26 protein-coding genes and 3 tRNA genes are annotated in these 23,299 nt (G+C 71.1%); 20 read left to right on the forward strand and 9 right to left on the reverse strand.

Features of this window, described 5'->3' with window-relative positions; translation table 11 throughout:
- Positions 1-10: 10 nt before the first annotated feature.
- Positions 11-1,225 (reverse strand): PucR family transcriptional regulator, encoded by a 1,215-nt coding sequence (locus tag J2S63_RS12290; protein WP_310302505.1) that lies wholly within the window; start codon positions 1,223-1,225, stop codon positions 11-13.
- A gap of 102 nt (positions 1,226-1,327) precedes the next feature.
- Between J2S63_RS12290 and J2S63_RS12295 the strand changes: the two genes are divergently transcribed.
- Both J2S63_RS12295 and J2S63_RS12300 read left to right on the forward strand, forming a co-directional pair.
- Positions 1,328-2,443, forward strand: coding sequence for a ferredoxin reductase (locus J2S63_RS12295; RefSeq protein ID WP_310302508.1), 1,116 nt, complete (start codon positions 1,328-1,330; stop codon positions 2,441-2,443).
- Positions 2,444-2,507: 64 nt separating this feature from the next.
- Positions 2,508-3,632, forward strand: a complete 1,125-nt coding sequence (locus J2S63_RS12300; RefSeq protein ID WP_310302510.1) for a fatty acid desaturase family protein — start codon at positions 2,508-2,510, stop codon at positions 3,630-3,632.
- Positions 3,633-3,661: 29 nt separating this feature from the next.
- On the opposite strand, the gene J2S63_RS12305 is transcribed toward J2S63_RS12300, so the two are convergent.
- Complete coding sequence (locus tag J2S63_RS12305) at positions 3,662-4,066, reverse strand: PaaI family thioesterase (protein WP_310302514.1); 405 nt, start codon at positions 4,064-4,066, stop codon at positions 3,662-3,664.
- Positions 4,067-4,123: 57 nt separating this feature from the next.
- Here J2S63_RS12305 and J2S63_RS12310 point away from each other — a divergent pair, with 57 nt between their 5' ends.
- Positions 4,124-5,047: an oxidoreductase gene (locus J2S63_RS12310; RefSeq protein WP_310302515.1), complete on the forward strand. Its 924-nt coding sequence runs from the start codon at positions 4,124-4,126 to the stop codon at positions 5,045-5,047.
- Here J2S63_RS12310 and J2S63_RS12315 read toward each other — a convergent pair.
- Complete coding sequence (locus J2S63_RS12315; RefSeq protein WP_310302518.1) at positions 5,029-5,631, reverse strand: FMN reductase; 603 nt, start codon at positions 5,629-5,631, stop codon at positions 5,029-5,031. The genes J2S63_RS12310 and J2S63_RS12315 overlap by 19 nt on opposite strands.
- Positions 5,628-6,716 (reverse strand): LLM class flavin-dependent oxidoreductase, encoded by a 1,089-nt coding sequence (locus J2S63_RS12320; protein WP_310306685.1) that lies wholly within the window; start codon positions 6,714-6,716, stop codon positions 5,628-5,630. The genes J2S63_RS12315 and J2S63_RS12320 overlap by 4 nt, the downstream gene beginning before the upstream one ends.
- A 107-nt stretch (positions 6,717-6,823) precedes the next feature.
- Here J2S63_RS12320 and J2S63_RS12325 point away from each other — a divergent pair, with 107 nt between their 5' ends.
- Positions 6,824-8,287, forward strand: a complete 1,464-nt coding sequence (locus tag J2S63_RS12325) for an FAD-binding protein (protein ID WP_310302521.1) — start codon at positions 6,824-6,826, stop codon at positions 8,285-8,287.
- 2 nt (positions 8,288-8,289) lie between these two features.
- On the opposite strand, the gene J2S63_RS12330 is transcribed toward J2S63_RS12325, so the two are convergent.
- Positions 8,290-9,780 carry a multicopper oxidase family protein gene (locus tag J2S63_RS12330; RefSeq protein WP_310302524.1) on the reverse strand — a complete coding sequence of 497 codons (1,491 nt, stop codon included), beginning with the start codon at positions 9,778-9,780 and terminating at the stop codon, positions 8,290-8,292.
- The gene (locus J2S63_RS12335; RefSeq protein ID WP_310302527.1) at positions 9,777-10,295 is read right to left on the reverse strand and encodes a COX15/CtaA family protein; all 519 of its coding nucleotides are present in this window, start codon (positions 10,293-10,295) and stop codon (positions 9,777-9,779) included. The genes J2S63_RS12330 and J2S63_RS12335 overlap by 4 nt, the downstream gene beginning before the upstream one ends.
- A 179-nt stretch (positions 10,296-10,474) precedes the next feature.
- On the opposite strand from J2S63_RS12335, the gene J2S63_RS12340 reads away from it, so the two are divergent.
- From J2S63_RS12340 to J2S63_RS12365, 6 genes are all read left to right on the forward strand, one after another.
- A tRNA-Thr gene (locus J2S63_RS12340) sits at positions 10,475-10,547 on the forward strand.
- 49 nt (positions 10,548-10,596) lie between these two features.
- A tRNA-Met gene (locus tag J2S63_RS12345) sits at positions 10,597-10,670 on the forward strand.
- 84 nt (positions 10,671-10,754) lie between these two features.
- A complete protein-coding gene (gene rpmG, locus J2S63_RS12350; RefSeq protein WP_310302530.1) occupies positions 10,755-10,925 on the forward strand; it encodes a 50S ribosomal protein L33 in 171 nt (56 codons plus the stop codon).
- A gap of 79 nt (positions 10,926-11,004) precedes the next feature.
- Complete coding sequence (locus tag J2S63_RS12355) at positions 11,005-11,460, forward strand: FAS1-like dehydratase domain-containing protein (protein ID WP_310302533.1); 456 nt, start codon at positions 11,005-11,007, stop codon at positions 11,458-11,460.
- Positions 11,457-11,885: a MaoC/PaaZ C-terminal domain-containing protein gene (locus J2S63_RS12360; protein WP_310302536.1), complete on the forward strand. Its 429-nt coding sequence runs from the start codon at positions 11,457-11,459 to the stop codon at positions 11,883-11,885. The genes J2S63_RS12355 and J2S63_RS12360 overlap by 4 nt, the downstream gene beginning before the upstream one ends.
- The gene (locus J2S63_RS12365; protein WP_310302539.1) at positions 11,878-12,924 is read left to right on the forward strand and encodes a UDP-N-acetylmuramate dehydrogenase; all 1,047 of its coding nucleotides are present in this window, start codon (positions 11,878-11,880) and stop codon (positions 12,922-12,924) included. The genes J2S63_RS12360 and J2S63_RS12365 overlap by 8 nt, the downstream gene beginning before the upstream one ends.
- Positions 12,925-12,964: 40 nt before the next feature.
- Here the strand turns inward: J2S63_RS12365 and J2S63_RS12370 are convergent, their stop codons facing one another.
- Together J2S63_RS12370 and J2S63_RS12375 are read right to left on the reverse strand one after the other, a co-directional pair.
- The gene (locus tag J2S63_RS12370; RefSeq protein ID WP_310302542.1) at positions 12,965-14,014 is read right to left on the reverse strand and encodes an adenosine deaminase; all 1,050 of its coding nucleotides are present in this window, start codon (positions 14,012-14,014) and stop codon (positions 12,965-12,967) included.
- Positions 14,015-15,229 (reverse strand): pyridoxal phosphate-dependent aminotransferase, encoded by a 1,215-nt coding sequence (locus tag J2S63_RS12375; RefSeq protein WP_310302545.1) that lies wholly within the window; start codon positions 15,227-15,229, stop codon positions 14,015-14,017.
- 179 nt (positions 15,230-15,408) lie between these two features.
- On the opposite strand from J2S63_RS12375, the gene J2S63_RS12380 reads away from it, so the two are divergent.
- From J2S63_RS12380 to rplA, 5 genes are all read left to right on the forward strand, one after another.
- Positions 15,409-15,481: transfer RNA gene (locus J2S63_RS12380), tRNA-Trp, on the forward strand.
- Positions 15,482-15,553: 72 nt separating this feature from the next.
- Positions 15,554-15,775, forward strand: a complete 222-nt coding sequence (gene secE, locus J2S63_RS12385; RefSeq protein WP_310302548.1) for a preprotein translocase subunit SecE — start codon at positions 15,554-15,556, stop codon at positions 15,773-15,775.
- Positions 15,776-15,849: 74 nt separating this feature from the next.
- On the forward strand, positions 15,850-16,659 hold the full coding sequence (gene nusG, locus J2S63_RS12390) for a transcription termination/antitermination protein NusG (protein WP_310302551.1): 810 nt from the start codon (positions 15,850-15,852) through the stop codon (positions 16,657-16,659).
- 106 nt (positions 16,660-16,765) lie between these two features.
- The gene (gene rplK / locus J2S63_RS12395; protein ID WP_310302554.1) at positions 16,766-17,197 is read left to right on the forward strand and encodes a 50S ribosomal protein L11; all 432 of its coding nucleotides are present in this window, start codon (positions 16,766-16,768) and stop codon (positions 17,195-17,197) included.
- A gap of 115 nt (positions 17,198-17,312) precedes the next feature.
- A complete protein-coding gene (gene rplA / locus J2S63_RS12400) occupies positions 17,313-18,032 on the forward strand; it encodes a 50S ribosomal protein L1 (RefSeq protein ID WP_310302557.1) in 720 nt (239 codons plus the stop codon).
- Positions 18,033-18,102: 70 nt separating this feature from the next.
- On the opposite strand, the gene J2S63_RS12405 is transcribed toward rplA, so the two are convergent.
- The gene (locus J2S63_RS12405; RefSeq protein WP_310302561.1) at positions 18,103-19,101 is read right to left on the reverse strand and encodes a DnaB-like helicase C-terminal domain-containing protein; all 999 of its coding nucleotides are present in this window, start codon (positions 19,099-19,101) and stop codon (positions 18,103-18,105) included.
- A gap of 336 nt (positions 19,102-19,437) precedes the next feature.
- On the opposite strand from J2S63_RS12405, the gene rplJ reads away from it, so the two are divergent.
- The 5 genes from rplJ (at position 19,438) to J2S63_RS12430 (ending at position 23,299) form a co-directional block, all read left to right on the forward strand.
- On the forward strand, positions 19,438-20,001 hold the full coding sequence (gene rplJ / locus J2S63_RS12410) for a 50S ribosomal protein L10 (protein WP_310302564.1): 564 nt from the start codon (positions 19,438-19,440) through the stop codon (positions 19,999-20,001).
- Positions 20,002-20,081: 80 nt separating this feature from the next.
- On the forward strand, positions 20,082-20,474 hold the full coding sequence (gene rplL, locus J2S63_RS12415; RefSeq protein WP_310302567.1) for a 50S ribosomal protein L7/L12: 393 nt from the start codon (positions 20,082-20,084) through the stop codon (positions 20,472-20,474).
- A 238-nt stretch (positions 20,475-20,712) separates the two neighbouring features.
- Positions 20,713-21,669 carry an ABC transporter ATP-binding protein gene (locus J2S63_RS12420; protein WP_310302571.1) on the forward strand — a complete coding sequence of 319 codons (957 nt, stop codon included), beginning with the start codon at positions 20,713-20,715 and terminating at the stop codon, positions 21,667-21,669.
- A gap of 6 nt (positions 21,670-21,675) precedes the next feature.
- Positions 21,676-22,461, forward strand: coding sequence for an MlaE family ABC transporter permease (locus tag J2S63_RS12425; RefSeq protein ID WP_310302574.1), 786 nt, complete (start codon positions 21,676-21,678; stop codon positions 22,459-22,461).
- Positions 22,462-22,471: 10 nt separating this feature from the next.
- Entirely contained in the window at positions 22,472-23,299 is an 828-nt protein-coding gene (locus J2S63_RS12430; protein WP_310302577.1) for an MlaE family ABC transporter permease, read from the forward strand.

Raw genomic sequence — 23,299 nt, forward strand, 5'->3', positions numbered from 1 at the left:
GTCGAGACCACTACTCCACCCCCACGGCCAGGGTCACCCGCACCACCCAGTCCGGGTCGGTGAGGCGCTCGGCGTACAGCTCGCGCAGCTGGCCCATGCGGTAGCGCACCGTCTGCGGGTGCACGAACAGCTCCGCCGCCATGTCCTCGCGCCGGCCCTGGTGGCGCACCCAGGCCCGCAGGGTCTCCTCGAGCTTGTCAGCGGCCGCCGGCCGGAGGTCCTGCAGCGGGGCGAGCACCTGGGTGCGCAGGTCCTGTCGGGCGGCGGGGTCGGCGGACAGCACGAGCCGGTCGAGGTGGTCCTCGGTGTCGACCGTGGCCACGCGCGCCGCCGCCCCGTCGGCGTCACCGAGCAGACGCACGACGCGCAGCGCGCGCTCCAGCGACCGCCGCGCCTCGCTCCACGGCAGGGTCGGGCCGACCACCGCTCCGCGGTCGGCCAGCCCGCGCACGAGGGCCGCCCGTGCGTCCTGGGCCCGGCCGGGGACGAGCAGCACGGTGAGGTCCGGGAGGTCCTCGAGGTCCGGCACCTGCTCGGTGGCCTGGAGCGTGGCCGCGTCGAGCTGCCCGAGTGCCGCGCGGACCCGTGACTCGGGGAGCACCACGGCGGTGAGCACGTCCGGGACCACCCACTCCGCGCGGTGGGCGTGGCTCTCGAGGTCGGTCGCGGGGTCGCCGCGCAGGAGCGCCTGGGCGAGCCGCTCGAGGTAGCGCAGGCGCACCCGGCCCGTCCTGGCCAGCTCGTCGGCGTGCCCGGCGGCGCTCGCCGCGGACAGCTCGTCGATGTAGTCGAAGACCAGCTCGGCGAACGACGCGATGGCCCCGGCCGGCACCGAGGCGGACACCGCGGCCCGGCTCAGGTCGCGCCACGCCACGCGGGCCCCGACGCGATAGGCGCTGAGCAGCGCCTCCATCGACCGCCCGCTGCGGGCCTCGCCGCGGCCCAGGGCGTACGCCGCGTCCCAGACCCGCTCGAAGGACCCCTCGCCGGCGGGCTGGCTGGCGGCCAGGTCGAGGAAGCCGCCGAGGGCGAGCGTCACCGCGGTCTCGATGGTGCGGCCCATCTCGCCGCGGAACGGGTCGGCGTACTCCGGCACCTCGCTGCGGATCGCGACCACGACCTCGCCGCCGGTCCTGGCCAGCTCGGCGCGCATGGCCGCGATCACCTCCGGGGAGACCTCGAAGTGGGGGAGGTCACGAGGGGATCGGGGTTCACGGGTCGCCATGGGTCGATGATGCCCCATCTTTGTTCGGAGAGGACAAAAGTGATGGGTGGCTTCACAGGTACAGGTCATGCGATTGCGTCCGCAGTACAGCAGTCTGGTGACATGACGACGACCGCACCCTCGCCGGCGCCCACCCTGCGCCTGCGTGACCGCGTCCTGCGGGCCGCCGAGGCGATCACCACCCCCCTGCTCCCCGACGACTACCTCGACCTGATCGCGCCCCTGCGACCAGGAGCCGACCTGCGCGGTCGGATCGAGTCGGTGCAGCCGGAGACTGCCGACGCGGCCACGCTGGTGATCCGGCCGGGCGCCGACTGGGCCGGGCACGTCCCCGGGCAGTACGTGCGGATCGGCGTCGACGTCGACGGCGTGCGCCGCTGGCGCGCCTACTCGCTCACCCACGGGCCGCGCGCCGACGGCCGCATCACGGTCACGGTCAAGGCGGTCCCGGACGGGATCGTGAGCAACTACCTGGTCCACCGGGTCCGGGTCGGCACGATGGTGCACCTGGAGCAGGCGGCCGGCGAGTTCGTGCTGCCCGCTGCGCCGGCGAAGCTGCTCATGGTCACCGCGGGATCCGGCGTCACCCCGGTGATCGGCATGCTGCGCAACCTCTTCCCGTCCACGGACGACGGCGTCCTGCTCCCGGCCCGCAGCGCGGGCTACGACATCGTCGTGGTGCACGTCGCCCCCTCGGAACCGCAGTCGATCTTCCTCGACGACCTGCGCGCCCTCGAGCGGGCGGGAGCGATCGAGCTCGTGCCGCGCTACGACGACGTCCACGGCGTGCTCGACGTCGACGACCTGCGCTCGCTCGTCAGCGACCTCGACGAGCGCACCACGCTGGCCTGCGGGCCCGGTGGGTTGCTGGACGCGATGGCCACCCACCACGAGGAGCGCGGGCTGCCGCTGCTCGTCGAGCTGTTCCGGCTGACCCCGACCGCCACCGGCGAGGGCGGCACCGTCACCTTCGGCCTCACCGGCACCACCGTCGACGCCGACGGCTCGACCCCGATCCTGGAGGCCGGCGAGGAAGTCGGCGTCCTCATGCCGAGCGGGTGCCGCATGGGCATCTGCTTCGGCTGCGTCCTCCCCCTGCGCGAGGGGTCCGTCCGCGACCTCCGCACCGGTGAGGTCACCACCGCCTCCGAGGGCGACGGCGTGAAGGTGCAGACCTGCATCAGCGCGGCCGCCGGCCCCTGCCACCTCGACATCTGACCGACACGGTGGTCGAGCCCGTCGAGACCACTTGTCGCACCCACAAGAAGCACAGGAGATCCTCATGACCGTCCTGCAGAAGAAGGCCCACGACCCGATCGCCCACCTCTCCGAGGAGGACATCGAGCTGATCGGCAAGGAGCTCGACGAGATCCGCGACTCGATCGTCGCCGACCGCGGCGAGCGCGACGCGGCGTACATCCGGCGCGTGATCAAGACCCAGCGCTACCTCGAGCTCGGCAGCCGCGCCGTCCTGCTCGGCTCGCTCTTCCCGCCCGCGTGGATCGCCGGCACGGTCGGCCTGAGCGTCGCCAAGATCCTCGACAACATGGAGATCGGGCACAACATCATGCACGGCCAGTGGGACTGGATGCGTGACCCCAAGATCCACTCGACCACGTGGGAGTGGGACAACGTCTCGCCGGCCGCGCAGTGGAAGCACTCGCACAACGAGCTGCACCACACCTACACGAACGTGATCGGCAAGGACAACGACCTCGGCTACGGCATCATGCGCGTCGACGAGGACCAGCGCTGGCACCCCGCCTACCTCGCGCAGCCGCTGTTCAACTTCATCAACGCCTGCTTCTTCGAGTACGGCATCGCCGCCTACGACCTCGAGCTCGGCAAGAACCTGCGCAAGGGCCGCCGCAACAAGCCGGAGTTCATCGCCCGCGCCAAGCAGGTCGGGCGGAAGATCCGCAGGCAGGTCACCAAGGACTACGTGCTGCACCCGCTGCTGAGCGGTCCGTCGTTCGTGCCCACGCTCGCGGCCAACGCCACCGCCAACTTCGTGCGCAACTGGTGGACGCACTCGGTGATCATGTGCGGTCACTTCCCCAACGGCGTCGAGACCTTCGAGCGCCGCTCGATCGTCGGCGAGACCCGCGGTGAGTGGTACGTCCGTCAGATGCTCGGCTCGGCGAACATCTCCGGCTCCCGGCTGATGCACCTGATGACCGGCAACCTGAGCTACCAGATCGAGCACCACCTGTTCCCCGACCTCCCGAGCAACCGCTACCAGGAGATCGCCCCGCAGGTCCGCGACCTGTTCGACCGCAACGGGCTGGCCTACACCACCGGGCCGCTGCCCAAGCAGGTCGCCTCGGCGTGGGCCAAGATCATCCGGCTCTCCCTGCCCAACGACTCCTGGGTCAACAAGAGGCTCAGCCCCGCCCGCGCCGCCTGAGGGCGCACGCCCGCGAGGGCGTACGCCGGTCAGTCCTTGCGCAGGTTCTGGATCCGCACCTGGCCCCGGGCCACGAGGCGGCCCTCGGTGTCGTGGGTCTCGACGACCCAGACCTGCTGCGAGCGGCCCTGGTGCACGGGGGTGCCGACCGAGGTCATCTCGCCCTCGCGGACCGCGCGGTAGAAGTCGGTGGAGTTGTTGACCCCGACCACGCGCACCTCCGGACCGGCCCACAGGTGGGCGCCGATGCTGGCCAGGGTCTCGACGACGCTGCAGTGCACCCCGCCGTGGACGATGCCGAACGGCTGGTGGTGCTTGTCCGACGCGGTCCAGCGGGCGGCGATCCGCGAGCCGGTCAGCTCGGTGTACTCCATGCCGAGGTGGTCCATCCAGGGACCCATGAGGTCGGAGGCCGAGGTCACGTCGAGATCCATGTCTCACATCGTAGGGAGGCCGTCGAGGCGCTTCCGCGCCGGTGGATCCTGGGGCCCATGGCCACCTACGACTGGACCCCCGACCGGCTGCCGGACCTGAGCGGCCGGACGGCCGTGGTCACGGGGGGCAACTCGGGGATCGGCCTCCACACCGCTCTCGAGCTCGCGCGCCACGGCGCCGCGGTCACGCTCGCGTGCCGCAACACCGACAGCGCGGCCGAGGCGGCGCAGAGGATCCGCAGGGAGACCGGGGCGACCGCCGAGGTCGCTCGCCTCGACCTGTCGTCCCTGGCGAGCGTCGAGGAGTTCGCCGACCAGTGGCAGGGGCCGATCGACCTGCTGGTCAACAACGCCGGCGTGATGACCCCGCCGCGCTACCGCGAGACCGAGGACGGCTTCGAGCTCCAGCTCGGCACCAACCACCTCGGCCACTTCGCGCTGACCGGCCGGCTGCTCCCGGCGCTGCTGGAGGCGCCCGCGGCCCGGGTCGTGGCGGTCTCCTCGGTCGCGCACCACGCCGGGGCCGACGACCTGCTCGAGGCCAACCCGCGCTCGTCGTACTCCCCGCAGCGCGCCTACGGCAACTCCAAGCTGGCCAACATCCTGTTCGCCGACGAGCTCCAGCGTCAGGCCGCCGCGCACGGGGCGAGCCTCACCGCGGCGGCCGCGCACCCCGGCGTCGCGCACACCAACCTGGTCACCTCCAGCGACGGCCTCGGGGCGATCCCCGGGGTGAAGCACGTCGCGCCGCTGTTCCTCAAGCTGGTCTTCCAGTCCGCGGCCAAGGGGGCCTGGGGCCCGCTCTACGCCGCGACCGAGGCCGAGCCCGGCTCCTACACCGGCCCGCAGCGCATGCGCGAGCAGCGCGGACCGGTCGGTCCGGCGCGACGCCAGCGTCGTGCCCGTGACGAGCAGCTCGCCAAGGACCTCTGGGCGCTCAGCGAGGAGAAGACGGGCGTGACCTACGCCTGGCCCGCCTGACGCAGCAGCTGGTCGAACGAGGTGACCTCGGGGTCCTCGTCCCGGCGCGCCGGTGCGGCTCCCCACGCGGCCACGAGCTCGTCGGCCGCGCGGGAGATCCGGGGTGCCAGCGCGTGCTCGGCGGACCCGAAGTCGTCGGTCGCCGCGAACACACCGGTCGGCACGACCGCGGCGCGCAGGTAGGCGAACAGCGGACGCATGGCGTGGTCGATCACCAGCGAGTGCCGCGCGGTGCCGGCGGTCGCGCCGAGCAGCGTCGGCAGGCCCGCGAGCGCGTCCTTCTCGACCACGTCGAAGAAGGTCTTGAACAAGCCGGAGTAGGACGCGGAGAAGACCGGGGTGACCGCGACGAGCCCGTCGGCGCGGGTGACGGTCGACAGCGCCGCCTCGAGGGTCGGGGAGGGGAACCCGGTCGCCAGGTGGTCGGCGAGGTCGCGGGCCAGCGGCCGGAGCTCCACCTGCTCCACCAGGACCGACCCGTCCGCCGCCGCGACGACGGCGGCGGACAGCCGGTCGGCGAGCAACCGGGTCGACGAGGGCTGGGAGAGGCCGGCGCTGACGACGGCGAGGGTGCGGGTGGTCATCGGGCGCCCACCAGGCCCTGGTCCGCGGCCACGAGGGAGGCGTGCGTGGGTGCGTCGGGGACGTCGGCCCCGCGGCCCTCGGCGAAGCCGGCACGCAGGTCGGGCAGGATCTCGCCGAGCAGGTCCAGCTGCTCGAGCACGGTCGTGAGCGGCAGGCCGGCGTGGTCGACGAGGAACAGCTGTCGCTGGTAGTCGCCGACGTACTCCCGGAAGCCGAGCGTGCGCTCGAGCACCTGCTGGGGCGACCCGACGGTGAGCGGGGTCTGCTCGGTGAACTCCTCCAAGGACGGGCCGTGGCCGTAGACCGGGGCGTTGTCGAAGTACGGCCGGAACTCCCGCACCGCGTCCTGGCTGTTGCGGCGCATGAAGAACTGGCCGCCGAGCCCGACGATCGCCTGCTCGGGCGTCCCGTGGCCGTAGTGCGCGAAGCGGCGGCGGTAGAGCTGGACCATCCGCTGCGTGTGGGACGCGGGCCAGAAGATGTGGTTGGAGAAGAACCCGTCGCCGTAGTAGGCCGCCTGCTCGGCGATCTCGGGGGAGCGGATCGAGCCGTGCCACACGAACGGGGGTACGCCGTCCAGCGGTCGCGGGGTGCTGGTGAAGCCCTGCAGCGGGGTGCGGAAGCGGCCCTCCCAGTCCACCACGTCCTCGCGCCAGAGCCGGTGGAGCAGGTGGTAGTTCTCGACCGCCAGCGCGATGCCCTCACGGATGTCCTTGCCGAACCAGGGGTAGACCGGCCCGGTGTTGCCGCGCCCCAGCATGAGGTCGGTGCGGCCGTCGGAGAGGTGCTGCAGGGTCGCGTAGTCCTCGGCGATGCGCACCGGGTCGGTCGTGGTGATCAAGGTCGTCGAGGTGGACAGGATGATCCGCTCGGTGAGCGCCGCGACGTGCGCGAGCATCGTCGTGGGGGCGGACGCCACGAAGGGCGGGTTGTGGTGCTGGCCCCACGCGAAGACGTCGAGCCCGATCTCCTCGGCCTTCTGCGCGATCGCGACGGTCGCCTTGAGGCGCTCGTGCTCGGTCGGGGTGCGGCCGGTCGTCGGGTCGGGCGTCACGTCGCTGACGCTGAAGATCCCGAGCTGCATCTGGGACATGGGCACTCCTTGGATTGACGTGTCAACCATCTCAACAGCGTCGGCCGTACGAGCATTCCACCCTGCCGCAGAACTAGAACACGTTCTACGATGGGCCGGTGAGCGTCGAGATCCCCGCCCCCGTGCCCGTCGACTCCGTCGCCGAGTGGAGCGACGAGGTGGACGTCCTCGTGCTCGGCGCCGGCATGGCCGGGGTGAGCGCCGCCCTCGAGGCCGCCCGGGCCGGGGCGCGCGTCCTGGTCGTCGACAAGGGCGGCCCCGGCACGTGCACGACCGCGATGGCCGGTGGCCACTTCTACCTCGGCGGCGGCACCGCGGTGCAGCAGGCCACCGGCTTCGAGGACACCCCGACCGAGATGGCGACGTACCTCCAGGCGGTCAGCCCCGACGCCGACCCCGCCAAGATCCAGGCCTACTGCGAGGACTCCCCGGAGCACTTCGACTGGCTCGAGGGGCTCGGGTTCGAGTTCGAGCGCAGCTACTACCCCGAGAAGGCCGTGGTCCAGCCCGGCACCCAGGGGCTGATGTACACCGGTTCCGAGAAGGCCTGGCCGTACGCCGAGCAGGCGCGCCCGGCGCCCCGCGGCCACAAGGTGCCGGTCCCCGGCGACACCGGGGGAGCCGCGATGGTGGTGAGCCTCGCGGTCGAGCGGCTCACCGAGCTCGGGGTCGAGGTGCGCTACGACACCGGCGCGACGGCGCTGGTCACCGACGGCGAGCGGGTCGTCGGCGCCACCTGGCGGCGGTTCACCGAGCAGGGCGCGATCCGGGCGCGCGCGGTCGTGATCGCCGCCGGCGGCTTCGTGATGAACCAGGAGATGATCGACTTCTACGCCCCGCGCCTGCAGGCGCTGGTCGCGAAGGGCATGCCCCTGGGCAACTCCCACGACGACGGTCTCGGCATCCGGCTGGGCGTCTCCGTCGGAGGGCTGCTCGAGCACATGGAGGGTGCCTTCTTCACCGCGCCGTTCTACCCGCCCGGCCGGCACGTGTTCGGGATCGTGGTCAACGCCGAGGGCCGGCGCATCGTCAACGAGGACGGCTACCACTCCCGCACCGCGAGCGCGGTGTTCGAGCAGCCCGGCCAGACCGGCTACCTGATCCTCGACTCCGAGACCATCGGCGAGCCCTACTACCACCTGACCCCGCTGATCGACGGCTGGGACACCATCGAGGAGATGGAGGCCGGCCTCGGCATCCCGGCGGGCAACCTGCAGGCCACCCTGGCGTCGTACAACGAGCACGCGGCGCGCGGTGAGGACCCCGAGCACCACAAGGCGAAGGAGTGGCTCACGCCGCTCGACAAGGGCCCGTGGGGTGCCTTCGACCTCTCCCCGGGCAAGGCGTTCTACGCCGGGTTCACCCTGGGTGGGCTGCGGGTCAGCATCGACGGGGAGGTGCTCGACGGCTCCGGCGATCCGGTCCCGGGCGTCTACTCCGTCGGCGCGGGCGCGTCCAACATCGCCCTCGACGGCGCCGGCTACAGCTCCGGCACCCAGCTCGGCGAGGCGTCGTACTTCGGGCGGCGGGCGGGGCGCCACGCGGCGGCACGCACCCGCTGACCTCACTCCGGGTGGTTGTCCTCGTGGCCGACCCGGAACGGCGTGGTGACCCCGGCGTACATCAGGTGCGCGACGAGGCCCTGCGTGGCGTGCGGCAGGTTGTGGCAGTGGTCCATCCAGACGCCGGGGTTGTCGGCCACGAAGGCGATCCGGTAGCGCTCGCCCGGGGCCACCTCCAGCGAGTCCATCCAGAACGGGCTCCCGGTGGCGGCCCTGCCGTCCCGGCTCAGCACGACCGCGTGGTGTCCGTGCAGGTGCATCGGGTGGCTCGCCCCGGTGCCGTTGTGGAGGTCCATCACGACGACGTCGCCCTCCTCGACGGTGAACATCGGCACGTCGGGGAAGAGGTGTCCGTTGATCGTCCACCACACCCCCGGCCGGCCGTCGACGAAGCCGGGGCGGCGACCGATGTCGTAGCGGAACGTGCGGTCGGGGTGGGAGGCGTCGAACGGGAGCGCCGTCGGTGAGCCGTAGGAGAGCACGTCGAGACGCGTGCGCGGCTGGTCCGGCGGGGCCGGCTCGGCGGCGTCGGCGGGACCGATGACGAGGTAGGTCCCCTTGCTCACCTGGACCCGCGCGGCGCCGTCCTCGGGCACGGTGAGCTCGAGGTCCGCGCGGCCCCCGGCGGTGACCTGCACCATCCGGGCCTCGACCTCGGTCGGCTCGTTCACCTCGTAGCCGTCGAGCGCGACCACCGTGACCGGCACGTCGGCCCAGGCGTCCAGCGCGGCGTTGTCGGTGTCGACCAGGCGCACGCGGACGGTGTCGCCCGGCTCCGCCTCCACGCGTACGGCGCCCTCCCGGCCGTTGAGCGTGCGTGCGGACCCGTAGGTGTGGGCGACCGCGGTGACGTCGACGTCCTGGGCGATCCCGCTGCGCGGGCGCACCACCAGCGCGCCGAGGAGACCCTTGCGCACCTGGACGTGGGAGACCTGGTGGGAGTGGTACCAGTAGGTCCCGACCTGCGAGGCCACGAACCGGTAGGTGAAGGTGCCGCCGACCGGGACGGCGTCCTGGGTGACCCCGGCGACGCCGTCCATCGCGTTGGGCACGTCGACGCCGTGCCAGTGCAGGCTCACGCCGTCGGGCACCGACTCGTTGACCAGCCGCACCTCGACCAGGTCACCCTGCGTGGCCTCGATCGTCGGGCCGGGGGAGGTCCCGTTGAGCGTGAAGCCGTCCAGCTCGCGGCCGGAGGCCAGCTCGACCGTGCCCGACCGGGCGGTGAGGGTCAGTGCGACGTCGGGCTCACCCGTGCGGTGCTCGACCAGGTCGGTGACGCTGGTCGCCCCGTCCGCCCCGTGGTGCATCCCGTGCAGGCCGGCCGACCCGGGGCCGGCCACGGCGGGGCCGCCGCCGGTGTCGACGTACCCCATGTCCATCACGGAGTACGTGCCCGGCAGCAGGCTCGCCTGCCACAGCCACGCCAGAGGTACGACGACCGCGAGGGCCGCCGCGACCGGCAGGAGGACCCGGAGTCGGGCCCGGGTCACGCCTGGAGCTGCTGCGAGGACGCCGGCTCCGGCTGGCCGGGGATCGTGCGGCCCTTGCCGACCGTGGGAGCGGTGGTGGTGGCCGCGTCGTCCTGGCGGCTCATCAGCCGCGCGGCGCTGAGGGCGGTGAGGAAGATCGCGAAGGCGTTGATCCCGTGGAGGGGGCCGATCGCCGGCACGCTGTGCGCCACGAGGCCGAGGGTCACCTGGAGGGCCACGAGGCCGACGAGGAGGCCGCCGCGGGCCGCGGCGCCCTTGGTCTTGGTGAGGAATCCCACGACGAGCGTGACGATCGCGACCAGCGGGATGAGCATCATGCCGTTCATGCCGTGGAGCATGAAGCCGCCCAGGCCCGGGAACGACAGGGAGTCGTCGTTGAGGGCGGCCTTGTCGAGCACGCCCCCGTCCTGGTCGATCCACTGGAACAGCCCGGCGTCGGCATAGACGACGAACGCCGCCTGGAGCGCGACGAGGCCGCAGATGGCATAGGCGAGGTACTTGTACGTGCTGCGCATGATGTCCTCCCAGGACGAGTCGATCCCCACTGCTCGAGGCGCACGTCAAGGGCACCGCGCAAGGGGCGCTGTGGACCACGGCCGAAGGTCCGTTCACAGCGGTGCGGTCGTCCCGATTCGGGGCGTGCCCGACCGATTTCAGGTTGGGGTTCGCGCCTGTGTATGCTTCCTCGTCGCACGCCCCTTTAGCTCAGTCGGCAGAGCGTCTCCATGGTAAGGAGAAGGTCTACGGTTCGATTCCGTAAAGGGGCTCTGGGTGGGAATGCAGGCATCGTCACCGGTGTTGCAGCCCCGTCCCGGTGGCGGGGTAGCTCAGGTGGTTAGAGCACACGGCTCATAATCGTGGTGTCGCGGGTTCGAGTCCCGCCCCCGCTACTCATCACAGCTCATCAGACAGACCGCCGCGAGGCGCATCCAGCAGGACCGCAAGACGCAGCAACACCGAGGAGAGGCATCGCCGTGGCGAGCAAGGCAAGCGACATCCGGCCCAAGATCACGCTGGCGTGCGTGGAGTGCAAGGAGCGCAACTACATCACCAAGAAGAACCGGCGCAACGACCCCGACCGGCTGGAGCTCAAGAAGTTCTGCCCCCGTTGCCGCACCCACACCGCGCACCGCGAGACCCGCTGAGCCGCGCACCGCAGAGCATCGACGACGGCCTCCCCGACGGGGAGGCCGTCGTCCGTTTTCGGCTGCTAGCGTCGGTCCCATGAGCCTCGGCCCCGACCTCGCCGGGCGGACCTTCCCGCCCACCGCTCCGTTCGAGGTGACCCACGACCACGTCGCCGCCTTCGCGCGGTCCTTCGGGTCGTCGTACGACGGGGGGCCGGCGCCGGCGACCTACCCGATCGTCGTCGCCTTCGGCGCCATGCGCACCCTGCTCGACGACCCCGACGTGGGCATCTCGCTGCAGCACGTGGTCCACGGCGAGCAGCGCTTCAGCTACACCCGGCCCGTGGTCCCCGGCGACCGGCTCACCGCCGAGCTCACCGTGACCTCGGTCCGCAGCCTCGGTGCGGCCGACATCATCGGCACCCGCAGCGAGATCACCGACGCCGAGGGCGCCCACGTGGTCACCGCCGTCGCGACGCTCGTGCACAGCGCCCCGGGTGGGACGGCCGAGCCCGGGGAGCCGCCCGCCCCGCAGGTCGGACGCCAGCGATGACGACCTTCGAGGCCGGGCAGGCCCTCCCGCCCCACGAGTACGAGGTCACCCGCGCCGACCTGGTCGCCTACGCCGAGGCCTCCGGCGACGACAACCCGATCCACCAGGACGAGGACGTCGCGCAGGCCGTCGGCCTGCCCGGCGTCATCGCCCACGGCATGTTCACCCTGGCCCTCGCCTCCCGCGCGGTCGAGGAGTGGGCAGGCGGCCCGGGTCGCGTGCGCGAGCTCGGGGCCAAGTTCACCCGCCCGGTCGTCGTCCACGCCCACGAGCCGGCCTACGTCGCCGTGGTGGGCGTGGTCCGCTCCGTGGAGCCCGCGGAGGGCGGCGGCACGGCCGTGACGGTCGCGCTCGAGGTGACCTGCGGGATCGACAAGGTCCTGGGTGCGCCCAAGGCCGTCTTCGTGGTCCCCGACGGTGCCTGAGGCCCCCCGGCCCCCGGTCCGTCTGGCCGACCGGACGACCCTGCGGCTCGGTGGGCCGGTCGGCGAGCTGGTCGAGGCGCGCGACGAGCAGGGCCTGGTCGCCGCGGTCCGTGAGGCCGACGAGACCGGCACGCCGATGCTCCTGCTCGGCGGCGGCAGCAACCTGGTGGTGGCCGACGAGGGCGTGCCCGGTCGCGTGGTCGACGTCGCGGTGAGCGGGGTCCACGTCGAGTCCGACCTGTGCGGAGGCGCCTTCGTCACCGTCGCGGCCGGCGAGGGGTGGGACGACCTGGTCGCGCGCGCGGTCCAGGAGGGCTGGGTGGGCCTCGAGGCGCTGTCGGGCATCCCCGGCCGCGTCGGTGCGACGCCGATCCAGAACGTCGGCGCCTACGGCCAGGAGGTCGCCCAGACCATCGCCCGGGTGCGCGTGTGGGACCGCCGCGAGCAGACCGTGCGCACGCTCATGGCCTCCGACTGCGGCTTCGGCTACCGCACCAGCCGCTTCAAGCAGGACCCCGCGCGGTGGGTCGTGCTCGACGTCTCCTTCCAGCTGCGGCTGGGCTCGCTCGGCGCCCCGGTGGCGTACGCCGAGCTCGCCCGCGCGCTGGGCGTCGAGGTCGGGCAGCGCGCCCCCTCCGCCGACGTCCGCGAGGCGGTGCTCGGCCTGCGCCGGGGCAAGGGCATGGTGCTGGACGCCGCGGACCACGACACCTGGTCCGCGGGCTCCTTCTTCACCAACCCGGTCGTCGAGCCGGAGGCGGTCCCCGAGGGTGCGCCGGCGTGGGAGCAGCCCGACGGGCGGGTCAAGACGAGCGCGGCCTGGCTGATCGAGCACGCCGGGTTCGGCAAGGGCTACGGGCTCGACCACGGCGAGGGCCGGGTCGCCCTGTCCACCAAGCACACCCTCGCACTGACCAACCGCGGGGGCGCCTCGACGGCCGAGCTGCTCGCCCTGGCCGCCGAGATCCGCGACGGCGTCCGCGAGCGGCACGGCATCACACTGGTCAACGAGCCCGTGCTCGTCGGCTGCACCCTCTGACGGCCTCTGAGGGTGGTCGAGCAGGGAGCGGAGCGACCGATCAGTCGAGACCACTCCCGGCCCACGCGCTGATCTCCCGCGCGAGCTCCTCCTTCAGCGAGTCCGGCGCGCAGGACGCCTCGACCGACATCCGCGCCAGGTGGGCCAGGGTCGCGTCGTCGAGGTCGTGGGCCGCGCGTACGGCGGCGTACTGCCCGTGCAGGCGCGAGCCGAACAGCAGCGGGTCGTCGGCCCCCAGCGCGACCGTCGCCCCGGCCTCGAGCAGCGTCGGCAGCGGCACGCTCGAGAGGTCGCTGAAGACGCCGAGGGACACGTTGGACGTGGGGCACACCTCCAGGGCGATGCCGCGGCGGACGACCTCGTCGAGGAGGGCGGGGTCCTCCGCCGAGCGGACGCCGTGCCCGAGCCGGTCGGCCCCGAGCTGCTCCACCGCGACCCGGATGTTGGCCGGCCCGACCAGCTCACCGGCGTGGGGCAGGGCGCGCAGGCCGGCGCGGCGGGCGATGGCGAAGGCGGCGGCGAAGTCGGCCGTGGTGCCGCGACGCTCGTCGTTGGACAGGCCGAACCCGACCACGCCGCGGTCGGCGTACTGCGCGGCGAGCCGGGCCAGCGTCCGCGCGTCGAGCGGGTGACGGGTGCGGTTGGCGGCGACCACGAGCCCGATCCCGACACCGGTCCGCGCCGAGGCGTCGGCCACGGCGTCGAGGACCAGCTCGGTGAACCTGGTGATCCCCCCGAACTTCGCGGCATAGCCGCTCGGGTCCACCTGGAGCTCCAGCCAGCGGCCCCCGTCGGCCCCGTCGTCCTCCGCGGCCTCCAGCACCAGCCGGCGCACGTCGTCCTCGGTCCGCAGCACCGACCGGGCCACGTCGTAGAGCCGCTGGAAGCGGAACCAGCCCTTCTCGTCGGCCGCGGACAGCCTCGGGGGCCAGTCCTCGACGAGCGCGTCGGGCAGCACGTGCCCGTCACGCTCGGCGAGCTCGACCAGGGTCCCGTGACGCATGGACCCGGTGAAGTGCAGGTGCAGGTGCGCCTTGGGCAGCAGCTGCAGGTCCCGCCGACCCTCGGCGGTCGAGCTCGTCGAGACCACTCAGGCGAAGAGCTTCTGGATGCGGCTGACGCCCTCGACCAGGTCGTCGTCACCGAGCGCGTAGGAGAGCCGGAGGTAGCCGGGGGAGCCGAACGCCTCGCCGGGGACCACCGCCACCTCCACCTTGTCGAGGATCAGGCCGGCGAGCTCGGCGGAGGTCTGCGGGGCGACCCCGTCGACCTCCTTGCCGAGCAGTCCCTTGACCGAGGGGTAGACGTAGAACGCGCCCTTGGGCTCGGGGCAGACGACGCCGTCGATCTCGTTGAGCATCTCGACCATCGTGCGGCGACGCCGGTCGAAGGCGCTCCTCATCTCGTCGACGGCGGAGAGGTCGCCGGTGAGGGCGGCCAGCGCTGCCTTCTGGGCGACGTTGCAGACGTTGGAGGTGGCGTGGGACTGCAGGTTGGTGGCGGCCTTCACCACGTCGGCGGGACCGATGAGCCAGCCCACGCGCCACCCGGTCATCGCGTAGGTCTTGGCGACGCCGTTGAGCACGACCGTGCGGTCGGCGATCTCCGGCACGGCGACGGGCAGGGAGACCGCCTCCACGCCGTCGTAGGTCAGGTGCTCGTAGATCTCGTCGGTGACGACCCACAGCCCGTGCTCGTCGGCCCAGCGGCCGATCGCCTCGACCTGCTCGCGGGTGTAGACCGCGCCCGTGGGGTTGGACGGCGAGCAGAACAGCAGCACCTTGGTGCGGTCGGTGCGGGACGCCTCCAGCTGCTCGACGGTGACCAGGTAGTCCTGGGTCTCGTCGGCCAGCACCTCCACCGGCACCCCGCCCGCGAGGCGGATCGCCTCGGGGTAGGTCGTCCAGTACGGCGCCGGCAGGAGGACCTCGTCGCCCGGGTCGAGCAGGGTGGCGAACGCCTCGTAGACGGCCTGCTTGCCGCCGTTGGTGACGAGCACCTGGGACGGCTCCACGCGGTAGCCGCTGTCGCGCAGGGTCTTCTCCGCGATCGCCTTCTTGAGCGCCGGGAGACCGCCGGCGGGGCTGTAGCGGTGGTTCGCGCTGTCGCGGCACGCCTCGACCGCGGCGTCGACGATGTAGCCCGGGGTCGGGAAGTCCGGTTCCCCGGCCCCGAAGCCGATCACCGGGCGTCCCTCGGCCTTGAGGGCCTTGGCCCTGGCGTCGACGGCCAGCGTGGCGGACTCGGCGATGCCGCCGATGCGGGCAGAGACGCGGGCGGGGGACTGGCTGGGCTGCGAGCTCATGCGTCCCACTCTGTCACCTCGTCCGAGGCCACCGCACCCGCGTTCCGCCGCTGGTTCGACTTCGAGTTGCCCGCCCCGTAGACTCTCCCGTCGGTGGATCTGCACCCTTGTTCGTCATGCCCTCCTGTCCCCGGCCCGCCGGTGGCTGCGGGCCGCCGTCGAGGGGCCGGCCCCACCGAAGGGCACTAGCTCAACTGGCAGAGCATCGGTCTCCAAAACCGAAGGTTGGGGGTTCAAGTCCCTCGTGCCCTGCGAGGCTCCGCGCACCCGTGCGGGGTCGACCGTTCGAGGTCTCCACCGGAGGCGCGTGAAGGGAAGTGGTGGATGGTGACCGGCACCAGCCCGGCGACGGCCAAGCAGAGCCGCACCAGCCCGTCGACCTTCTACCGCCAGATGGTGGCCGAGCTCCGCAAGGTCGTCTGGCCCACCCGCGAACAGCTGATCACCTATTTCTGGGTGGTGCTCGTGTTCGTGCTGGTGGTCATGACCTTCGTGTCGCTGCTCGACCTCGGCGTCGGCAAGCTGGTCTTCAAGATCTTCGCCTGAGCAAGGCCTCGAGGGCCTCAGGCAGCCACAGACAACGTCCCGCCAGGGACTGACGGAGAAGGTGACGGACAACCGTGTCGCAGTCGTACGACGAGCTGGGCGAGACGCCCGACCAGGAGCCCACCGCTGACCCCGCGGTCACGGTGGACGCGCCGGCGGAGCAGGTCGTCCCCGACGACGACGTCCCCTCGGAGGAGGTGCCCTCCGACGACGTCGCGGCGGAGGAGTCCGAGACCCTCGACGAGGCCGAGCCGGCCCCGGCCGACCCGCTCGAGGAGTTCCGCGAGCGCCTGCGCGACCAGATCGGCGACTGGTTCGTGGTCCACACCTACTCCGGCATGGAGAACCGGGTGAAGACCAACCTGGAGAGCCGGATCACCTCGCTCAACATGGAGGACTACATCCACGAGGTGATCGTCCCGACCGAGGAGGTCGCGGAGATCAAGAACGGCCAGCGCAAGATGGTGCGCCGCACCGTCCTCCCCGGCTACGTCCTCGTGCGCATGGACCTCACCGACGAGTCGTGGGCCGCGGTCCGCCACACCCCCTCCGTGACCGGCTTCGTCGGCCACAGCCAGCAGCCGGTGCCGCTGAGCCTGGAGGAGGTCGAGAAGATGCTCGCCCCCACGCTCGCCCCGCAGCCCGAGACCGGCGACGGCGCCGACGGCACCACGTCGCCGAGCGGCGCCAAGGCCAAGCCCAAGGTCGAGGTCGCCGACTTCAGCGTCTCCGACTCCGTCATGGTGGTCGACGGGCCGTTCGCGACCCTGCACGCCACGCTCACCGAGATCAACGCCGACACCCAGAGGGTCAAGGCGCTGGTCGAGATCTTCGGCCGGGAGACCCCGGTCGAGCTGAGCTTCACCCAGATCCAGAAGGTCTGAGACCCGGGTCGAGGAGCGCCGCCGGCGGCGACGCGCCTCCACCCCCAGCAGTAGTGGCAGGGGAACCACCCCGCGATGACCACATGAGAGAAAGAAGAAGGAAGCAATGCCTCCCAAGAAGAAGATCGCCGCGCTGGTCAAGGTGCAGCTGAACGCCGGGGCGGCCACTCCTGCTCCGCCGGTCGGCACCGCCCTCGGTCCGCACGGCGTCAACATCATGGAGTTCTGCAAGGCGTACAACGCGGCCACCGAGTCGCAGCGCGGCCAGGTGATCCCCGTCGAGATCACCATCTACGAGGACCGCTCGTTCACCTTCGTCACCAAGACCCCGCCGGCCGCCGAGCTGATCAAGAAGGCCGCCGGCCTGGCCAAGGGCTCCTCGGTCCCGCACAAGGACAAGGTCGGTCGCCTGACCCGTGACCAGGTCCGCGAGATCGCCGAGGGCAAGCTGCCCGACCTCAACGCCAACGACGTCGACGCGGCGATGAAGATCGTCGAGGGCACCGCCCGCTCGATGGGCGTGACCATCGAGGGCTGAGCGCCCCCTGACGGTGGTCGCGCCCTGTCGGGACCACCAGCACCACCCAGCAGCTCGTGGGAGGCCCGCTCTGCGGCCGCACCACACCTGATCCTCTGAAAGGGGAACCAGCACCATGCAGCGCAGCAAGAACTACCGCGCGGCGGCCGACGCCTTCGACCAGGACGAGGTGTACGCCCCGCTGGCCGCCATCAAGGTGGCCAAGGCCGGCTCCAAGAAGAAGTTCGACGAGACCGTCGACGTCGCGATGCGCCTCGGGGTCGACCCCCGCAAGGCCGACCAGATGGTCCGCGGCACCGTCAACCTGCCGCACGGCACCGGCAAGACCGCCAGGGTCCTGGTCTTCGCCAACGCCGACAAGGCAGAGGCGGCCCGCGAGGCCGGTGCCGACTTCGTCGGCGGCGACGACATGATCGAGAAGGTCCAGGGCGGCTGGCTCGACTTCGACGCCGCGGTCGCGACCCCGGACATGATGGGCAAGCTCGCCCGCCTGGGCAAGGTGCTCGGCCCGCGCGGCCTCATGCCCAACCCCAAGACCGGCACGGTCACGATGGACGTCGCCAAGGCGGTCAACGACATCAAGGGCGGCAAGATCGAGTTCCGCGTGGACCGTCACGCCAACCTGCACTTCATCATCGGCAAGGCCTCGTTCTCCGAGACCCAGCTCGCGGAGAACTACGCCGCGGCGCTCGAGGAGGTCCTGCGGCTCAAGCCGGCCAGCTCCAAGGGTCGTTACATCCGCAAGATCACGGTGTCCACCACCATGGGCCCCGGCATCCAGGTCGACCCCAACCGCACCCGCAACGTGGCGGTCGAGGACGACGCGCAGGCCTGACCGCACGACGTACGACGCCCCCTCCCGCCGGCGCGGGAGGGGGCGTTCGTCGTCCGGGACCGGGGCCGTCCTACTCCACGAACACCCGCTCGTCCATGAGCTTCTCCCGGACCAGCTGGCCCTTCGTCTCGAAGCGGGACTGGTCGAAGCGCTTGGGGAACTCCAGGTCCACGCCGGTCACCCCGCTGCGGCTCTTCTCGATCGAGATCACGGCCCAGTGCTTGAACCGCTCGATGTTGCCGGCGTCGTAGACCAGGTGGTGACGGGCCACGACGTCGTACTTGTTGTTGAGCATGAGGATGGTGTCGGCCTCGTAGGCCAGCGCGCTCGACCCGCGCAGGTGGTTGACCCGCATCCGGACGCCGGCGGTGATGCCCTCCTTGTCGGAGGCGACGACGCACAGCACGGGCACGTCGTAGTCCAGCGCCATGTCCTTGACGCCCTCGACCACGTGGGTGATCCGCTCGTCCTCGTTGGGGGTCCCGGGGAAGGGGATCTTCTGGAGGTAGTCGATGCACACGAACGGCGAGACCCCGGTGACCTCGCGCATCTCGACGATCGCCTGCTTGATCGCGTCGAGGTCGGTCTGCGAGCCCGACGACCGGTGGACGACCAGGCGGTCGGAGTACTCCCGGACGATCTCGATGGCCTCCGCGCCGCCGCTGGTGTCGGCCAGCCGCTCGCCGAGGTTGCGCCCGAGGCCGTCGCTGGCCTCGAAGGTGCGGCGGATGCGCTGGATGTTGGGGGCCTCGATGCCGCCGATCAGCCCGGACTCGAGAGCCAGCAGACGGATCAGCATCGTCTCCTGGTCGTGCTCGTAGCAGAAGTAGAGGACGGGGCGACCGGCGCGCGCGATGTTGCGGGCGACCTGGAGCACGAACGTGGTCTTGCCGGCGCCCTGCTGCCCGCCGCAGAGCACCAGGTCACCGCTGCGGAAGCCGCCGGTGAGGTACTCGTCCAGGGCGTCGAAGCCGGTGGGCCAGACCCGGTCCACGGCGTGGCGGCCCGACTGCACGCGATAGTCGGCCGCGTCGAGGGTCTCGGTGAGCGACTGCATGAGGAGGTCCACGCGGATATGGAAACAGACGGGCGCGGCTCATGGGGAGGACCGGACCGATTTGCTCCGGTGCAGGGCGTCGCCTAGAGTCGTCGTCGTAACCAGAGACCGCCGGTCGGTTCGCGCTGCCCCGAGAGGGGTTGTTCGGCTCGAAGGTCCCGCTGAGGCGGGCGGCCCGCGCAGGAGACACGTTGCCAGCCCTTCCGGGCCCGTCCCGGATGCTCACGCCCCGTGGCCTCTGCGCCCGGGGCGTTCGTCGTCTCCGCAGCCCGTCACGGGCCGGCAGAGATGTTCCGCGGGTGGTGGTCTCGGACCGTCCGGTCCAGGTGCAACCGCGGAAGGAGAACCATGGCGCGGCCTGACAAGGCAGCCGCAGTCGCGGACCTCGTGGAGTCGTTCCAGGAGGCCAGCGGTGCTGTGCTGACCGAGTACCGCGGCCTCACGGTCAAGCAGCTGCAGGAACTGCGGCGCTCGCTCGGTGAGAACGCGAACTACGCCGTGGTGAAGAACACCCTGACCCTCATCGCGGCCAAGGAGGCGGGTGTCGACGGCGTCGACGACCTGCTCTCCGGCCCGACCGCCATCGCCTTCATCAACGGTGATGTGGTCGAGGCGGCCAAGGGGCTGCGTGACTTCGCCAAGGCCCACCCCGCCCTCGTGATCAAGGGCGGCTATCTCGACGGCAAGACGATGGACCCCTCGGAGATCGCCAAGCTGGCCGATCTTGAGTCCCGGGAGGTCCTCCTCGGCAAGATCGCCGGCGGCATGCTCGCCTCGCTCAGCCAGGCCGTCTACCTGCTCAACGCGCCGCTCGCGCAGACCGCCCGCCTCGCGGGTGCCCTGCAGCAGCAGCTCGAGCAGGACCCCTCAGCCCAGACCGCAGCCGCGGAGCCGGCTGCCGACGAGGCCTGAGACAGCAGCACCCCAGCACGACTCACCACCACCCCGGTCCGCACGCAGACGTGGACCAGCTAACGGAAGGAACCGCCACCATGGCGAAGCTCAGCACTGACGAGCTGCTCGACGCGTTCAAGGAGATGACGCTGATCGAGCTCTCCGAGTTCGTGAAGCAGTTCGAGGAGACCTTCGGCGTCACCGCCGCCGCTCCGGTGGCCGTGGCCGCTGCCCCCGCTGCCGGCGGTGCCGGTGGCGGCGCCGAGGAGGCCGCGGAGCAGGACGAGTTCGACGTCGTCCTCGAGGCCGCGGGCGAGAAGAAGATCAACGTCATCAAGGAGGTCCGCGCGCTCACCAGCCTCGGCCTCAAGGAGGCCAAGGAGCTGGTCGAGTCCGCTCCCAAGGCCGTCCTGGAGAAGGTCACCAAGGAGGCCGCGGGCAAGGCCAAGGAGCAGCTCGAGGCTGCCGGCGCGTCCGTCTCCGTCAAGTGACCTGATCCGGGTCCGGGCCACCCGCCCGACCGGGTGAGACGCACCTCCGAGGAGGGAGGCTCCCGCATGGGAGCCTCCCTCTTTGCTTTTCCCGGACAGAGGGCCCTGGTTCGTCTAGGTTTTTCGTGCACGACCAGGGGTTTCCACCCGTAACGTCAGGGCAAGTTACCCGTTAGTACTCGTGGCGCGAGTCTGCGCTGTCGCCTGCCACGAGGCCGGAACACACGGAGGAGAGCCGATGGGGACCGAGATCCAGGTCAACAACCTGACCAAGCAGTTCGGCAAGCAGCTCATCTGGGGCGACGTGACCCTGACGATCCCCGCCGGCGAGATCTCGGTCATGCTCGGGCCGTCCGGCACCGGCAAGTCCGTGCTCCTCAAGACCATCATCGGGCTGCTCAAGCCCGACCGGGGAAGCATCATCATCCAGGGCACCGACATCGCGACCTGCCCCGAGGCCGAGCTCTACGAGATCCGCAAGCTCTTCGGCGTGCTGTTCCAGGACGGCGCGATGTTCGGCTCGATGAACCTCTACGACAACGTCGCCTTCCCGCTGCGCGAGCACACCAAGAAGAGCGAGTCCGAGATCAAGTCCATCGTGATGGAGAAGATGGACCTGGTCGGCCTCCTCGGCGCCGAGGACAAGCTCCCCGGTGAGATCTCCGGCGGCATGCGCAAGCGGGCCGGCCTGGCGCGTGCGCTGGTCCTCGACCCCGAGATCGTGCTCTTCGATGAGCCGGACTCCGGCCTCGACCCGGTCCGCACCGCGTTCCTCAACCAGCTGATCATCGACCTCAACGCGCAGATCGACGCGACGTTCCTCATCGTCACCCACGACATCAACACCGCCCGCACGGTGCCGGACAACATCGGCCTGCTCTACCACAAGCACCTGGCGATGTTCGGTCCGCGCGAGATGCTGCTGGCCTCGGAGGAGCCGGTGGTCCGTCAGTTCCTCAACGCCCAGCGCGTCGGCCCGATCGGCATGTCCGAGGAGAAGGACGCCGACGAGCTCGAGGCCGAGAAGGGCCAGGACCTGCCGCCTCTCCCGCCCATCCCGAAGCAGATCGAGCCGACCAACGGCATCCCGCGGCGCAGCCAGCGCGAGCCCGGCTCCTGGTGCAAGGAGAACGGCATCACCCCGCCGCCCGGGTCGTTCGAGTCCTCCAACGCCGGCCTGGCGCCGGGTTCCTGAGGTCAGATGTCGTCCATCACCTCCGCACGCGTCCTCCGACCGGTCGGGACCGCGGGCAAGCTCTTCGCCTTCGGTCTCGACGTCGGTCGAGGACTCTTCAAGCGCCCGTTCCAGTGGCGTGAGTTCCTCCAGCAGGCCTGGTTCATCGCCTCGGTGACGATCATCCCGACCGCGCTGGTCGCCATCCCGTTCGGCGCGGTCATCGCGCTGCAGGTGGGCGGCCTGATCAAGCAGTTCGGCGCGCAGTCGTTCACCGGCTCCGCCTCGGTCCTGGCCGTCGTGCGCGAGGCGGGCCCGATCGCCACCTCGCTGCTGATCGCCGGGGCGGGCGGCTCGGCGATCGCGGCCGACCTCGGTGCCCGCAAGATCCGCGAGGAGCTCGACGCGATGATGGTGCTGGGCATCGACCCGATCCACCGCCTGGTCGTGCCCCGTGTGCTCGCGTGCATGTTCGTCGCGGTGTTCCTCAACGGCCTGGTCAGCGTCGTCGGTGTCATCGGCGGCTACGTCTTCAACGTGATCCTCCAGGACGGCACACCAGGGTCCTACCTGGCGAGCTTCACCGCGCTCGCCCAGCTGCCCGACCTGTGGCAGGGCATGGCCAAGGCGCTGGTGTTCGGCCTGATCGCGGCCATCGTCGCGGCCTACAAGGGCATGAACGCCGGCGGCGGCCCCAAGGGAGTGGGTGATGCCGTCAACGAGGCGGTCGTCATCACCTTCCTCCTGCTGTTCATCGTCAACTTCGTGATGAGCGCGATCTACTTCCAGCTCGTCCCGCCGAAGACAGGGTGAGGGACGAGACATGGCAGACATGAAGGCTCTCGCGGGCAAGCCCCTGAAGTCGCTGGACAGCCTCGGCGACCAGATGAGCTTCTACATCAGGGCGCTCGCCTGGACCCCTCGGTCCATCCGGCGCTACAAGAAGGAGATCGCCCGCCTCCTCGCCGAGGTCGCCCTCGGCTCGGGATCGCTCGCGGTCATCGGCGGCACCATCGGCGTCATCACGATGATGGCGTTCTTCACCGGCACCGAGGTCGGCCTGCAGGGCTACGCCGCCCTCAACCAGCTCGGCACCTCGGCCTTCTCCGGCTTCGTCTCGGCCTACTTCAACACCCGTGAGATCGCACCGCTCGTGGCCGGCATCGCGCTCGCCGCGACGGTCGGCTGCGGGTTCACCGCCCAGCTCGGCGCCATGCGGATCTCCGAGGAGGTCGACGCCCTCGAGGTGATGGCGATCCCCTCCCTGCCGTTCCTTGTCACGACCCGCATCGTCGGAGGGCTGATCGCGGTCGTGCCGCTCTACACCGTCGGCCTGCTGTCGTCGTACTTCGCGACGAGGCTGACGGTCACCAAGTTCTTCGGCCAGTCGGCCGGCACCTACGACCACTACTTCCACCTCTTCCTGCCCCCGGGCGACGTGCTGTGGTCCTTCGGCAAGATCCTCGTCTTCGCCGTCGTGGTGATCCTCATCCACTGCTACTACGGCTACAACGCCAGCGGTGGCCCGGCCGGTGTGGGCGTCGCCGTGGGGCGTGCCGTCCGGACCTCCATCGTCGCGATCAACGTGATCGACCTGCTGCTGTCGATGGCGATCTGGGGCACCACGACCACCGTCAGGCTGGCGGGGTAG

It is taken from the genome of Nocardioides marmoribigeumensis (assembly GCF_031458325.1).
GTDB classification, from domain to species: domain Bacteria; phylum Actinomycetota; class Actinomycetes; order Propionibacteriales; family Nocardioidaceae; genus Marmoricola_A; species Marmoricola_A marmoribigeumensis.

Coding starts and splice junctions, on each gene's coding strand:
- J2S63_RS12355 (WP_310302533.1), top strand. CDS start 11,005: ATGAGCCTCGGCCCCGACCTCGCCGGGCGGACCTTCCCGCCCACCGCT.
- J2S63_RS12375 (WP_310302545.1), bottom strand. CDS start 15,229: ATGAGCTCGCAGCCCAGCCAGTCCCCCGCCCGCGTCTCTGCCCGCATC.
- rplL (WP_310302567.1), top strand. CDS start 20,082: ATGGCGAAGCTCAGCACTGACGAGCTGCTCGACGCGTTCAAGGAGATG.
- J2S63_RS12310 (WP_310302515.1), top strand. CDS start 4,124: ATGGCCACCTACGACTGGACCCCCGACCGGCTGCCGGACCTGAGCGGC.
- J2S63_RS12430 (WP_310302577.1), top strand. CDS start 22,472: ATGGCAGACATGAAGGCTCTCGCGGGCAAGCCCCTGAAGTCGCTGGAC.
- J2S63_RS12320 (WP_310306685.1), bottom strand. CDS start 6,716: ATGCAGCTCGGGATCTTCAGCGTCAGCGACGTGACGCCCGACCCGACG.
- J2S63_RS12290 (WP_310302505.1), bottom strand. CDS start 1,225: ATGGCGACCCGTGAACCCCGATCCCCTCGTGACCTCCCCCACTTCGAG.
- secE (WP_310302548.1), top strand. CDS start 15,554: ATGGTGACCGGCACCAGCCCGGCGACGGCCAAGCAGAGCCGCACCAGC.
- J2S63_RS12300 (WP_310302510.1), top strand. CDS start 2,508: ATGACCGTCCTGCAGAAGAAGGCCCACGACCCGATCGCCCACCTCTCC.
- J2S63_RS12295 (WP_310302508.1), top strand. CDS start 1,328: ATGACGACGACCGCACCCTCGCCGGCGCCCACCCTGCGCCTGCGTGAC.
- rplJ (WP_310302564.1), top strand. CDS start 19,438: ATGGCGCGGCCTGACAAGGCAGCCGCAGTCGCGGACCTCGTGGAGTCG.
- J2S63_RS12335 (WP_310302527.1), bottom strand. CDS start 10,295: ATGCGCAGCACGTACAAGTACCTCGCCTATGCCATCTGCGGCCTCGTC.
- rplK (WP_310302554.1), top strand. CDS start 16,766: ATGCCTCCCAAGAAGAAGATCGCCGCGCTGGTCAAGGTGCAGCTGAAC.
- J2S63_RS12315 (WP_310302518.1), bottom strand. CDS start 5,631: ATGACCACCCGCACCCTCGCCGTCGTCAGCGCCGGCCTCTCCCAGCCC.
- J2S63_RS12425 (WP_310302574.1), top strand. CDS start 21,676: ATGTCGTCCATCACCTCCGCACGCGTCCTCCGACCGGTCGGGACCGCG.
- J2S63_RS12305 (WP_310302514.1), bottom strand. CDS start 4,066: ATGGATCTCGACGTGACCTCGGCCTCCGACCTCATGGGTCCCTGGATG.
- J2S63_RS12360 (WP_310302536.1), top strand. CDS start 11,457: ATGACGACCTTCGAGGCCGGGCAGGCCCTCCCGCCCCACGAGTACGAG.
- J2S63_RS12420 (WP_310302571.1), top strand. CDS start 20,713: ATGGGGACCGAGATCCAGGTCAACAACCTGACCAAGCAGTTCGGCAAG.
- rplA (WP_310302557.1), top strand. CDS start 17,313: ATGCAGCGCAGCAAGAACTACCGCGCGGCGGCCGACGCCTTCGACCAG.